The following is a 12,227-nucleotide window of genomic DNA, read 5'->3' as shown; positions in this document are numbered from 1 at the left end:
AAGGAGGAACCATGTGTTACGGATACGACGGGATGGCCGCGCTGCGGCGCTCCGTTGACCGGCGCAGCCTGCTGCGCGGCTCCCTGGCCACCCTCGCCGGCCTCGGGCTCGCGGCGTCCGGCGTCGGCGCGACGGCCGCGTCGGCCACCACCCACCGCACCGGGCGGCACCACGTACCCCCGGGCATGATCAGCATGCAGCTCTGGACGGTGCGCGACGCCCTCTGGGGTTCGCCCGGCTACGACGCCACCCTCACCCACCTCGCGCGGATCGGGTATCCGCGCGTGGAGCTGGCGCTCGGCTACTTCGGCCGGACCGCCGCCCAGCTGCGCCAGTTCCTCGACGGCATCGGCATCGAGGCAAGCTCCAGCCACGACGGGATCAGCGGCAGCGCGGCCGAGCTGGAGCAGAAGATCCAGAACGCGGTCACCCTGGGCCAGCAGTTCATCGTGGTGCCGTACCTGTACTCCGAGAGCGCGGACGACTGGAAGCGCTGGGCGGAGCAGATGAACAGCGAGGCCGCCGCCGCGCGGGCGGCCGGCCTGCGCTACGGCTACCACAACCACGCCCACGAGTTCACCATCGACCTCGGCGGTGGCAAGCGGCCCTGGGACGTGCTGACCGCGGAACTCGATCCCCGGCTCGTGCACCTGGAGGTCGACCTCTACTGGGCGGTCACCGGTGGCATCAACTCCGGTGACGGCGTCGCGGATCCCGAGGGCTTCACGCTGGACGTCATCCGCTCCGCGCCGCAGCGCGTCCTGCAGTACCACGTCAAGGACCGGGACGCCTCGACCGGCGACATGGCCGACCTGGGCACCGGGACGATCGACTTCGCCCGGATCTTCCGGGAGCACTCGGTGCTCGAGTACATCGTCGAGAACGACACCCCCGACGTGACGCCGCAGCAGACGGCCGAGGTCGGCTACCGCTACCTGCGCAAGCTGCGGTTCTGAGGAACCGCCGGGAGGAGTGCTGACGGACACCAGGACCGGCCGGAATTGCCGGCTCTGGTGTCCGGCCACCATTTTGTTGTCGACATTCAATTGACCACCGATAACCACTCCCTCCGACCGAGGGAGTGGTTATCGGCGTGCCATTAAACCGCCGCAGTGGCCGAAATGCGGACGCCGCCGCAATATTGACCCGTCGAAATGGATCTCGTAGGGTTCAGTAAACGTGGAAAGCGCTTTCTTACCACCGTCCCCACCAAGGAGCGCGTGTATGAGACGCCAACGCACACTGCTGTTCGCCCTGCTCGCGGCCATCACACTCCTGTTGCCGAGCACGGCAGCGGCCGCCACCGAATCCGCGACCGACGCCAATTTCCGGGTGCTGGTCTTTTCCAAGGTCACGAACTTCTACCACGACTCCATTCCGGCCGGCGTCACCGCCATCCGGCAACTCGGCGAACAACAAGGGTTCGCCGTCGAGGCGACCACCGACGCGGGCGCGTTCACCGATGCCAACCTCGCCCGCTTCGACGCCCTCGTGTTCAACAACACCAATTCCACCCCGGCGTCCGGCGACCTCCTCGACGCCGACCAGCGGGCCGCGCTCCAGAAGTTCATCCGTAACGGTGGTGGCTGGGTCGGCCTGCACGCCGCGTCGGCGAGCGAGCGGGACTGGTCGTGGTACGAGGGACTGGTCGGGACCATCTTCGACCAGCACGCGGACTACTCCGCCACGGGCGGCACCTTCCCGGGCCGGATCAAGGTCCTCGACCACGCCCACCCGTCCACCAAGGGCCTGCCGGAGCTCTGGGAGCGCAGCGAGGAGTGGTACAACTGGCGGGCCAACCCCACCGGCAAGGTCCACACCCTCGCCCAGATCAAGGTGCGCGACGGCATTCCCGGGCTGAACGAGGGGGTCGACCACCCGTACTCGTGGTGCCAGAACTACGACGGCGGCCGGTCCTGGTTCACCGCCGGCGGGCACAGCGCCTCGTCGTTCCAGGAGCCGGCCTTCCTCCAGCACCTGCTCGGTGGCATCAGGTGGGCCGCAGGCGCCGCTCCCGGTGACTGCGGCGCCACCAGGACGAACAACTTCGAGCGGGTCCCGCTGGTCAACCAGGATCTCTCCGACCCGTTCGAGCTGGCCGTGGCGCCGGACCGCCGGGTCTTCTACATCGAGCGCACCGGCGCGCTGAAGGTCGTCGACCAGGACACCCTCGCGGTGACCACGCTGCTGGACTTCGCGTACACGCCCGAGCAGACCAGTCAGTCCGACGGCCTGCTCGGCATGACGCTCGATCGGCACTTCGCCCAGAACAACTGGCTCTATCTGCTCTGGTCAGACCGGGTGGAGAAGCAGCTGAACCTGTCCCGGTTCACCGTCGACGGCGACACCGTCAGCCCCGACTCGGAGAAGCGCCTGCTCACCATCCCCACCTGGCGCGGTGAGGCCCGGGCCAACTCGCACATGGGCGGCTCGGTGACGATGGACCAGCAGGGCAACCTGTACGCGGCCATCGGCGACAACACCGACCCGTTCGAGTCCAGCGGCTTCAACCCGATCGACGAGCGGGCCAGCCGCCGCGCGTACGACGCGCAGGGCACCGCCGGCAACACCAACGACCTGCGGGGCAAGATCCTGCGGATCAAGCCCCTGCCCAACGGCGGGTACGCCGTCCCGGACGGCAACCTGTTCGCCCCCGGCACGCCCAGGACCAGACCCGAGATCTACGCCATGGGCATGCGGAACCCGTTCCGCATCACGGTCGACTCCAAGACCAGCGCGCTGCTCGTCGCCGACTACGGCCCCGACGCCCGGGCCGCCAACCCCAACCGTGGGCCGGAAGGGACCGTGGAGTTCAACCGGATCACCAGCGCCGGCAACTACGGCTGGCCCTACTGCATCGGCAACAACATCCCGTTCAACGACTACGACTTCGCCACCTCGACCTCCGGACCGAAGTTCAACTGCGCCGCGCCGGTCAACGACTCCCCCAACAACACCGGCCTGACCAACCTCCCCGCGGCCAAGCCGGCGCTGGTCTGGTACGCCTACTCCGCCTCCCCGCAGTTCCCGGAGCTCGGCACCGGCGGCGGCGGCCCCATGAGCGGACCGGTCTACGACTACGACCCGTCCAACCCGCGGCTCACCAAGTTCCCCCAGTACTTCGAGGGCAAGTGGATCGTCTACGAGCTGACCCGGCGGTGGTTCAAGACGCTGTCGATCCACGAGACGGCCCAGACCTTCAGCGACCCCCGCTTCGGCCCCACCAAGCCCGGTGACCTGCAGTCCATCAACGGGATCCTCAGCAACATGTCGTGGATCCAGCCGTTCGAGGCGGAGTTCGGGCCGGACGGCTCCCTCTACGTCATCGACTTCGGCGAGGGCAGCGGCAGCGGTCGGGGCGGCAGCAACGAGGGCGCGGGCATCTACCGCATCGACTACGTCGCCAACAGCCGACCCCCGGTGGCCAAGCTGACCGCCGACAAGGACAGCGGCCCGGCGCCCCTGACCGTCGCCTTCTCCAGCGCCGGATCCAGCGGCCCGGACGGCACCGCGATCACCTACGCCTGGGACTTCGACGGCAACGGCAGCGTCGACTCCACCGCCGCCAACCCCAGCCACACCTACAGCACACCGGGGCGCTACACCGCCCGACTCACCGTCACCGCCACCAACGGGCAGACCGCCGTCGCCGTACAGGAGATCACCGCCGGCAACACCCGCCCGACCGTGACCCTCAGCGTCCCCGACGGCGCCTTCTTCGACTTCGGCGACCGCATCCCGTACACGGTGACGGTCACCGACCCCGAGGAGAGCAGCATCGACTGCACCAAGGTGGTCGTACAGACCCAACTCGGCCACGACTCACACGCCCACCCGCTCGACAACTACGTCGGGTGCGCCGGGGTGGCGGTGACCGAGAGCAACGGCGGCGACGGGCACGGCCCGGGACAGAACCTCTACACGCTGCTCTCCGCGCAGTACACCGACGGCGGGGCGAACGGGGCGCCGGAGCTGGTCGGCTCGACCCGGGCGGAGCTGCAGACCAAGAGCAAGGAGGCCGAGCACTTCGACGGCCAGAGTGGCATCCAGGTGCTCGACCGTGCGACGGCCAGCGCCGGCAAGCGCGTCGGCGACATCGATCACGGCGAGTGGATCAACTTCGGCCCGGTCAACCTCCGGAACATCGACTCGGTCACCGTCGGGGTCGCCTCGGGCAGCAGCGGCGGCGACATCGAGTTCCGGGCCGACTCCCCCACCGGTCAGCTCCTCGGCCGCGCCACCATCGGCGGCACCGGCGGCTGGGACAACCTCGTCTCGCCCACCGTCGAGCTGACCGATCCGGGCCGCACCACCACCCTCCACCTGGTCTTCGTCAACCCGAACCAGACGGGTGGCACTCCCGACCTGATGGCGCTGGACTGGCTGCGCTTCAACGGCGCCGGCGTCCGCGAACAGACCGACGCCACGGTTTCGGCCTCGGCCACGCCCACCACCGGCACCGCGCCGCTGGCGGTCGCGTTCACCGGGACCGCCTCGCCGGCACCCGGGCGCACCATCAGCGATCACACGTGGGACTTCGGCGACAACTCGACCGCCGTGCACGGCGCGTCGGCCAGTCACACGTACGCCCGCAAGGGCACCTACACGGCACGGCTGACCGTCACCGACAACCTCGGGGCGACGATGTCCTCGACCGTGGTCGTGACGGTGAGCTGAGCCTCACGGGTGGCGGGGCGGCGCTCCGCCCCGCCACCACCGACCCGGCGCGGCCCCCGACAGCCTCCAGCAGCCGCCATCCGTGGCGCTGCCCCTCTGTGGCCTGACCACCCGCCCCTCCGACTTCCGGGAGACAACCATGAACTCCAGCTTCGCCCGCCCGTCCCACCATCGACCGCGAGCCCGTCACCTGCTCGCCGTGTCGCTCGCCGCGACACTCCTGCCGCTCACCGCGGCTCCGGCGTCGGCCGCCGAACCCGAGACGCCCGCCGCGGAACAGGTCGCCGCCGACCTCTGCCCGTGGGGCTACACCACCTCGTCCACGGTCTTCTTCGGCCGTGCCGGCGCCGACTCGGGCGTACCCAACCGCGACCTCGGTGACGGATGCACAATCCTGGACGCCATCTGGGCGAAGGCCCCGTTCGCCGACCACGGCAGCTTCGTGAGCACCGTCAGCAGCCTGACGAACACGCTCCGTCAGGACGACGTCATCACACCCGAGGAGAGCGCGAGCATCGTACGAGCGGCGGCCGGCTCCGAGATCGGCACACCGCAGCCGGCATCGGGGACCCGCGCGCTACCCGACGACCGCATCGGCCTCGTCCTCTACACGGTCCGGGCCACCATGCCGACCGCACCCGAAGCCACCCTCGGCGCGCTCGCCGCCTGCGGCTACCGCAACGCCGAACCGTCGGGCGCGGTCAACAGTTTCTACGGCAAGACGGCCACCGCGCTCGCGCCTCTCGTGGCCGACGCCGGACTGGCCGTTCCCTCCATCGGGATCGGCCTCGGCGACCTTCAGAACAACCTCGACGGCGTCATCGCCAACGCCAAGGCGTTCGGCGCGAAGTACGTCCGCATCTCCGGATCGGGCTCGTGGACCCTCGCCGACTACTCCAAGGTGGCCGCGACCCTCAACACCGTCGGCACCACGCTCAAGCACGCCGGCATCACCGTCGCGTACCACAACCACGGCTTCGAGTTCACCGCCCAGAACGGCGTACGCGGCTACGACGTGCTGATCCGCGAGACCGACCCGAACCTGGTGGCCATGGAGCTCGACCTGTACTGGGCGTCCAGCGTCGGCGCCGACCCGGTGGAGCTGATCAAGCAGTACCCGGGCCGGTTCTCGCTGTTCCACGTCAAGGACATGGCCGCGAACGGGTCCTTCGCCGACGTGGGCGAGGGCACCATCGACTTCGCCCGCATCTTCGCCTACAGCGAGATGGGCGGCGTCGACCTTTACCTGACCGAGAACGACAGCCCTCGCCCGGACGGCGTCTCGTCGGCCTGCGACAGCTACGCCAACCTCCGCGCCCTGCGCTACTGACGACTCCCACGGATTAGCCCGCTCCGGCCGACCCGGTGTGTCGGCCGGAGCGGGCGATCTTCTGTTTACCGAGATGCGGGGCTCTAATCCGGCCGGTTCTGCTGCTCGAAGTACTGGGCGCACTCAAACTGCTCGCGCACCTCCGCAATACCCCGCTCCAGGTAGTGCGGCGCCGACGCTGACGTGAACGCGGCGATCAACGTCAGGGACGCCGCCGAGGCAGCGACCCCACTCACCGGGCGGGCAGTCCGGGACAGGAGCCACTCGGCACCCTGTCGACCACCCACCCAGCGTCGGCGACGTACGGCGCTGGAAGCGGGAATCTCCCGCCTCTAGTACTCCAACGTCAGTTCGCCTGTCTGCGCTGGTAGTGGGATCGTCGGGCTCGGGCTTGGGATGTTCGCCGCCAGATCGACCAGTGCAGGGTGTGCTCTGGCGGTAGCGATGCGGCGAGGACGAAGGCGTTGAGGAGGCGGCGGATCTCGGCGACGGTCAACGCGATGATCTCCGGGTCAGCGTCGGGCTGCTGCGCGGTGGCGGCGAGGATGGTCAGGACGGCCAGGGCGAGCATGGCCAGGGTGATGAAGCGGTGCCAGCCGGTCCAGCCGCGGACCTGGTAGTGGTCCAGGCCGACCTGGCCTTTACCGGTCTGGAACAGCTCCTCGATGCTCCAGCGGGAGCCGGCGACGGTCACGAGGGTGTGCAGCGGCACCGGGCGGGGTGACCAGCACAGGTAGAAGGCCAGCTCGTCGGTGGTGCGGTTGCGGCGGATGAGCAGCCACCGGTGCTCACCTGGCTGGGTGGCGGTGGTGATCCACGCCCACAGGTAGTCGCGGGGGCCTTTCGCTCCCGGTCCACAGCTGTGCTGCTGCCACTCGCTGGTGGGGATCCGGTCGGCGAGTTCGTCGACGCGTATGAGGGTGCGGCCGTCGTTGACGTGCACGCGTCGGTCGCAGCCGACCGCCAGGACGTAGCCGATCTCGCGGTGTTCCAGGTCAGCGCGTAGGCCAGGGTCGGCGCCGTAGACCTCGTCGCCGGTCACCCACCCGACCGGGACGCCAGCCTCGATTGCGGCGGCGATCATCTGCCGGGCCAGGGCAGGCTTCGTCGCGAACCCGACGTCGTCCGGCACGCCGGCGGCGGTGAGGCGGTCGGGCTGCTCGCACCAGGTCGTCTCCGGCAGGTAGAGCCGGCGGTCGATCAGCGCCCGCCCGTGCGGGGTGACATAGGCCAGGAACACCCCGACCTGGCTGTTCTCCACCCGGCCGGCGGTGCCGGTGTACTGCCGCTGGACCCCGACCGAGTACACACCCTTCTTCAGGAAGCCGGTCTCGTCGGTGACCAGCACACCGTCGGGATGGCCGAGCTGCTCGACCAGCCACGAACGCACGTCATCGCGCACGGCGTCGGCGTCCCACACCGCCGTGCGCAGCAGCCGCTGCATCGCCTGCGGGTCGCAGTGGCCGGCCCGCTCCGCCAACGACCAGCAGGTCTTGCGTTCCGCGTCCGACAGCAGCCCTTCCACGAACTGCCCAGCGGTCCGGCGTGGCTCCACCCGCACGAACCGGGCAGCGACACGCGTCACCGCCTCGTCCAGGATGACCCGCCACCGGTCAAGGTCTAGGCTGTGGCCCACGGCCACCGCACGATCTTCGGTTGTCCTCACAAACCATCGATGATCAACGCGGTGGCCGTCCTCATGCCCACGCCACGCCCAACGCCGAAGCCAAGTGACGTTGGAGTACTAGGCGGGAGGGGATGTCAATACCTGACTGAGAACGACAGCCCGCGTCCGGACGGCGTCTCGTCGGCCTGCGACAGCTAACGCCAACCTCCGCGCCCTGCGCTACTGACATCTCCGAGGCACGGGACCTGACCCTTGTTCATCCAGGCCCGCCACCCGGACACTGGTCATCGCCCGTACCGTCCACAGCTCCTCGACCCGCCCGAGTCGCACCCGCCCACTGCGGAAGGAAAGCCATGACCGCAGAGGTCCACCCCACCAAGAGTCAAGGCCCGAAGCCCGGCGCTGGCGGGCCGGCCGGCCTGCCCGTCGAGCTCAACGGCATCAACGTGATCGCGGAGGAGGAACGCAGAGGCCGACCCCGCGACCTGTTCTGGCCATGGTGCGCCGCGAACATCGCCGTCCTAGGCATCAGCTACGGCTCATTCTTCCTCGGCTTCGGCGTCTCCTTCTGGCAGGCGACGTTCGCCGGGGTGCTCGGCACCGTCGTCTCGTTCCTGCTCGTGGGCTTCGTGTCGCTGGCCGGCAAGCGCGGCTCGGCGCCCACGATGATCCTCAGCCGGGCCCCGTTCGGCGTACGCGGCAACGCCTTGCCGGCGGCCATCAGCTACGTCCTGCTCGTCGGCTGGGAGACCGTGCTCTGCGCCCTCGCCACGCTGGCCACGGCGACCGTCTTCGACCGGCTGGGCTGGGGCAGCGGCAACCTCACCAAGGTCGTCGCGTTCCTCGTCGTGGCCCTGATCGTCGTCCTCGCCGGGGTCCTCGGCTTCGACGCCATCATGCGCCTGCAAGGCATCATCACCATCGCCACCGCGGTTCTGACCGTCGGCTACGTCGCGCTGACCGCCGACCACGTCTCCTGGGCCGCGGTGTCGTCGGTGCCGAGCGGCTCCGTCGAGGCGTTCATCGGCACTCTCATCTTCGCGATGACCGGCTTCGGCCTCGGCTGGGTCAACTCCGGCGCCGACTACGCCCGCTACCTGCCGCGCGGCGCGTCGAGCCGAGGCGTCGTCGGCTGGACCACGTTCGGTGCGAGCGTGGCGCCCGTGGTCCTGGTGGTCTACGGCCTGCTGCTCGCCGCCTCCGACCAGCAGCTCAGCAGCGCGATCGCCGCCGACCCCATCGGCGCCCTGACGGCGCTCGTCCCTACCTGGTACCTCGTGCCGTTCGCGATCGTCGCCATCCTCGGCCTCATCGGCGGCGCGGTCCTGGACATCTACTCGTCGGGTCTGGCGCTGCTCACCCTCGGGCTGCGTGCGCCGAGGTGGGTGGCGGCGGGCATTGACGGCGTCCTGATGATCCTCGGCACCATCTACGTCGTCTGGATCGCCAGCAGCTTCATCGGTCCCTTCCAGGGCTTCCTCATCACCCTCGGCGTGCCGATCGCCGGCTGGTGCGGCGTGTTCCTCGCGGACCTCGCGCTGCGCAGGCAGGCGTACGCGGAGGCGGACCTCTACCGGCACGAAGGCCGATACGGCTCGATCGGCGCGGCGGCGGTCGGGCTCGTCGTCGCCGGCACCGCCGTCGGCTGGGGCCTGGTAACCAACAGCTTGGCCTCGTGGCTGTCCTGGCAGGGCTACCTGCTCTCGGCAACGGGCCTCGGCGGAAGGACCGGGGGCTGGGCGTACGCGAACCTCGGGGTGGCGGTTTCCTTCGCCATCGGCTTCCTCGGCTACCTGCTGCTCGGTCGGCGCCGCGTCCGCGACCAGGAACGCACCGCCTGATCCGGCATTGGCTCCGCTGCCTGCCACACCTATGACAGGCAGCCGGGGCCTCGTGCGACCCGGAAGCGTAGGTGGGTCACGTTTCCAGTGACCGGCTTTCCTTCCGCGATCAGCTCGGCCTGCTCGCCGGCGAACAGTGGCGTTCCCTCACCCAGCAGGAGCGGAATCAGGTGGATGCGTACCTCGTCGAGCAGATTCGCCCTGAGCAACTGGCGGGCGACATCGGCCCCGAGCACCAGGACGTCCTTGTGTCCAGCGGCCTGCTTGGCGCGCCGCACCGCGGCCTGCATCCCGTCGAAGGCAAACGTTCCGCCGTTGTTGCCGAGCAGGTCCTGCCTCGCCCGGTGGGTCACCACGAAGCTGGGGACGCCGGGCCACGGGGTACCGCCCCACGGGCCGAGGCCGAGATCGAAGGCGCGTCGCCCGATGACCGTCGCTCCGACGGCCGCGTCCACTTCTCGGCGCACCGCGGCGTCGATCTCGCCCTCGGGCCCTTGCTCGGCCATCCATGCGTGTAGGCGTTCGCCGCCATCCCCCATCGGCTCTGCCTCGCGGACGTTCGGCCCAGCCGTGAAACCGTCCAGGGACATCGACACGTCCAGCACGACCTTGCCCATCGCTGACCTCCGCCACACTGTCGGCACCACCGTCCGGCGCCGTCAGGAGGTAGTCGGAGCCGACCCGGCAGTCCCGACATCGGCTCTCGAAAATGGGGTGCGGCGTTCGTTTCGCAGCCGGCCGGCCCTTTGCGGCGAGGAGCACGGCGACGGCTCAGGCTGGGCCGGAGCCGTCGCCGCGGTCCCCCGTCGTCAGTCGCGCGCCCAACGGCCGACGACGGCCGCCGCGCCGCCGCCACGGCGTACGGGCTCGGCCGCGGCGAGCAGCCGGCCGTCCGCCAGGAACTCGATACCGGTCGCCGCACCGATCTCCGCTGTGGGCGAGAACGCGTGGCCCGGCGGGAGGCCGGTGGCGTACCCGGTGATGAAGGCCGGCTCCGCCTGGGTGCTGGCGCCGTTGCGCTGCGACGCCCGCGGCGCGGCGAGGGCCTGCGGCAGCGTCATACCCCGGTCGATCCGGTTGACCAGCATCTGCAGGACGGTGGTGATGATGGTCGCGCCGCCGGGCGAGCCGACGGCCAGGAACGGCCGGCCGTCGGCCAGCACGATCGTGGGTGACATGGAGCTGCGCGGGCGCTTGCCCGGCCCCGGGAGGTTCGGGTCGGTTGCGGCGCCCTGGGTCGGCGCGAAGTTGAAGTCGGTCAGCTCGTTGTTGAGCAGGAATCCCCGGCCGGGCACGACCATGCCGTTGCCGCCGGTCGCCTCGATGGTCAGCGTGTATTCCACGACGTTGCCCCACCGGTCGGCCACGGTCAGGTTGGTGGTGCCGGTGCGGTCGTCGCGGACGTCGGCGACCGCCGCGGCCGAGCAGCCGCCGTAGGTGCCGTCGGGGACGCCGGGCGCGACCGGCTTGGGCAGCGCCGCCGACGGGTCGATCAGGCAGGACCGCTCCTTGGCGTACGCGTCGCTGAGCAGCTCGCGGAGCATGTTCTGCTGAGTGTGGTCGCCGACGTACCGGTTGCGGTCGGCGAACGACAGCGCGCTGGCCTCCAGGTAGTGGTGCATCGCCTGGGTCGCGGTCATGGACCGCAGGTCGAACTGCTCGAGGATGTTGAGCGCCTCCCCCACGGCGGTGCCACCGCTGGACGGGGTGGGCATGCCGTACACCTCGAGGCCGCGGTAGTCCGACCGGGTCGGCTCGGGGAAGCGGGTGCGGTATGCGGCCAGGTCGGCGGCGGTCATGCCGGCCGGGCGGATCGGGTACGGCCACGAGCCGACCGGCTGCGCCGCCACCGGTGGGTGCTGCACGGTCGCGACCACATCGCGACCGATCCCGCCGCGGTAGAAGACGTCGGTGCCCCGCTTGGCGATCAGCCGGTACGTCCCGGCGAGGTCCGGGTTGCGGAAGGTGCTGCCGACCGCCGGCGGCTGCCCGCCGGGCAGGTACAGCGCGCTGGTCGAGCTGAACTGGCCGAACGCCGCCTGGTTCCCGGCGATCTGACCGGCGAAGGTCTCGTCGACGGGGAAGCCGCCCTCGGCGACCCGCGCGGCGGGTTTGAGCATCTGCGCGAGCGACCTGGTGCCCCAGCGGTCCAGCGCGTCCTGCCAGGTGAGCAGGGTGCCCGGGACGCCGACCGACAGCCCGCTGATCCGGGCCTCGTCGAACCGGTACGGCCCTCCGGTGGCCGGGTCGATGAAGGTGGTCTCGCTCATCGAGGCTGGTCCGGCCTCGCGGCCGTCGATGGTGTGCACACGCCGGCTCTTCGCGTCGTAGAAGACGAAGAAGCCCCCACCGCCGACGCCGGCCGAGAAGGGTTCGGTGACGCCGAGGGTCGCCGCGGCGGCGACCGCCGCGTCGACCGCGTTGCCGCCGCGCCGCAGGACGTCCAGGCCGACGGCCGTGGCGGTGGCGTCCACGGTGGAGACCGCTCCCCCGTACCCGACGGCCACCGGCTCCTTCGGCGGCCCGGCCGGCTTCGCCTGGGCGGGAACGGCGGTCCCGGCCACGAGCGTGGCCAGGGCGATGGTCGCGGTGACGAGGGCCCGAGGTCTCATCTGGCCTCCCAGATCGACATGAGTGAACCTACTGCCTACTCCACCGATCGAGGGCGGGCAACCCGAGGAGCACTTTCAACCACAGGGTTGACGGATGGTTCGTCTGCTGCCTACCGTCCTTTAAACCATCGGGTTGAAAG

At 70.1% G+C, this 12,227-nt stretch carries 8 protein-coding genes; 4 read left to right on the top strand and 4 right to left on the bottom strand.

Features of this window, described 5'->3' with window-relative positions; genetic code table 11:
* Positions 1 to 11 precede the first annotated feature (11 nt).
* From AC0OLQ_RS15180 to AC0OLQ_RS15170, 3 genes are all read left to right on the top strand, one after another.
* The gene (locus tag AC0OLQ_RS15180; RefSeq protein WP_484531853.1) at positions 12 to 956 is read left to right on the top strand and encodes a sugar phosphate isomerase/epimerase family protein; all 945 of its coding nucleotides are present in this window, start codon (positions 12 to 14) and stop codon (positions 954 to 956) included.
* 268 nt (positions 957 to 1,224) lie between these two features.
* Positions 1,225 to 4,677, top strand: a complete 3,453-nt coding sequence (locus AC0OLQ_RS15175; protein WP_484531852.1) for a ThuA domain-containing protein — start codon at positions 1,225 to 1,227, stop codon at positions 4,675 to 4,677.
* Between the two features lie 139 nt (positions 4,678 to 4,816).
* Positions 4,817 to 6,007, top strand: coding sequence for a sugar phosphate isomerase/epimerase family protein (locus AC0OLQ_RS15170; protein ID WP_484531851.1), 1,191 nt, complete (start codon positions 4,817 to 4,819; stop codon positions 6,005 to 6,007).
* A gap of 83 nt (positions 6,008 to 6,090) precedes the next feature.
* On the opposite strand, the gene AC0OLQ_RS15165 is transcribed toward AC0OLQ_RS15170, so the two are convergent.
* Both AC0OLQ_RS15165 and AC0OLQ_RS15160 read right to left on the bottom strand, forming a co-directional pair.
* Complete coding sequence (locus tag AC0OLQ_RS15165) at positions 6,091 to 6,243, bottom strand: hypothetical protein (protein ID WP_484531850.1); 153 nt, start codon at positions 6,241 to 6,243, stop codon at positions 6,091 to 6,093.
* Between the two features lie 110 nt (positions 6,244 to 6,353).
* Positions 6,354 to 7,649: an IS701 family transposase gene (locus AC0OLQ_RS15160; protein ID WP_484527277.1), complete on the bottom strand. Its 1,296-nt coding sequence runs from the start codon at positions 7,647 to 7,649 to the stop codon at positions 6,354 to 6,356.
* Between the two features lie 338 nt (positions 7,650 to 7,987).
* Here AC0OLQ_RS15160 and AC0OLQ_RS15155 point away from each other — a divergent pair, with 338 nt between their 5' ends.
* Complete coding sequence (locus tag AC0OLQ_RS15155) at positions 7,988 to 9,475, top strand: purine-cytosine permease family protein (protein ID WP_484531849.1); 1,488 nt, start codon at positions 7,988 to 7,990, stop codon at positions 9,473 to 9,475.
* 29 nt (positions 9,476 to 9,504) lie between these two features.
* Here AC0OLQ_RS15155 and AC0OLQ_RS15150 read toward each other — a convergent pair whose 3' ends face one another.
* Together AC0OLQ_RS15150 and ggt are read right to left on the bottom strand one after the other, a co-directional pair.
* Positions 9,505 to 10,092 carry a dihydrofolate reductase family protein gene (locus AC0OLQ_RS15150; protein ID WP_484531848.1) on the bottom strand — a complete coding sequence of 196 codons (588 nt, stop codon included), beginning with the start codon at positions 10,090 to 10,092 and terminating at the stop codon, positions 9,505 to 9,507.
* A 192-nt stretch (positions 10,093 to 10,284) separates the two neighbouring features.
* On the bottom strand, positions 10,285 to 12,087 hold the full coding sequence (ggt, locus tag AC0OLQ_RS15145) for a gamma-glutamyltransferase (protein ID WP_484531847.1): 1,803 nt from the start codon (positions 12,085 to 12,087) through the stop codon (positions 10,285 to 10,287).
* Positions 12,088 to 12,227: the final 140 nt, after the last annotated feature.

This window comes from Micromonospora sp. Utrum1 (assembly GCF_057197805.1).
Note: the sequence above shows the minus strand (reverse complement) of the source record. Positions and strands in the feature narration are given on the sequence as shown.

Bases quoted from the DNA above. Each gene is read 5' to 3' on its own strand.
- AC0OLQ_RS15155 (WP_484531849.1), top strand. From the start codon at position 7,988: ATGACCGCAGAGGTCCACCCCACCAAGAGTCAAGGCCCGAAGCCCGGC.
- AC0OLQ_RS15180 (WP_484531853.1), top strand. From the start codon at position 12: ATGTGTTACGGATACGACGGGATGGCCGCGCTGCGGCGCTCCGTTGAC.
- AC0OLQ_RS15170 (WP_484531851.1), top strand. From the start codon at position 4,817: ATGAACTCCAGCTTCGCCCGCCCGTCCCACCATCGACCGCGAGCCCGT.
- AC0OLQ_RS15175 (WP_484531852.1), top strand. From the start codon at position 1,225: ATGAGACGCCAACGCACACTGCTGTTCGCCCTGCTCGCGGCCATCACA.
- AC0OLQ_RS15150 (WP_484531848.1), bottom strand. From the start codon at position 10,092: ATGGGCAAGGTCGTGCTGGACGTGTCGATGTCCCTGGACGGTTTCACG.
- ggt (WP_484531847.1), bottom strand. From the start codon at position 12,087: ATGAGACCTCGGGCCCTCGTCACCGCGACCATCGCCCTGGCCACGCTC.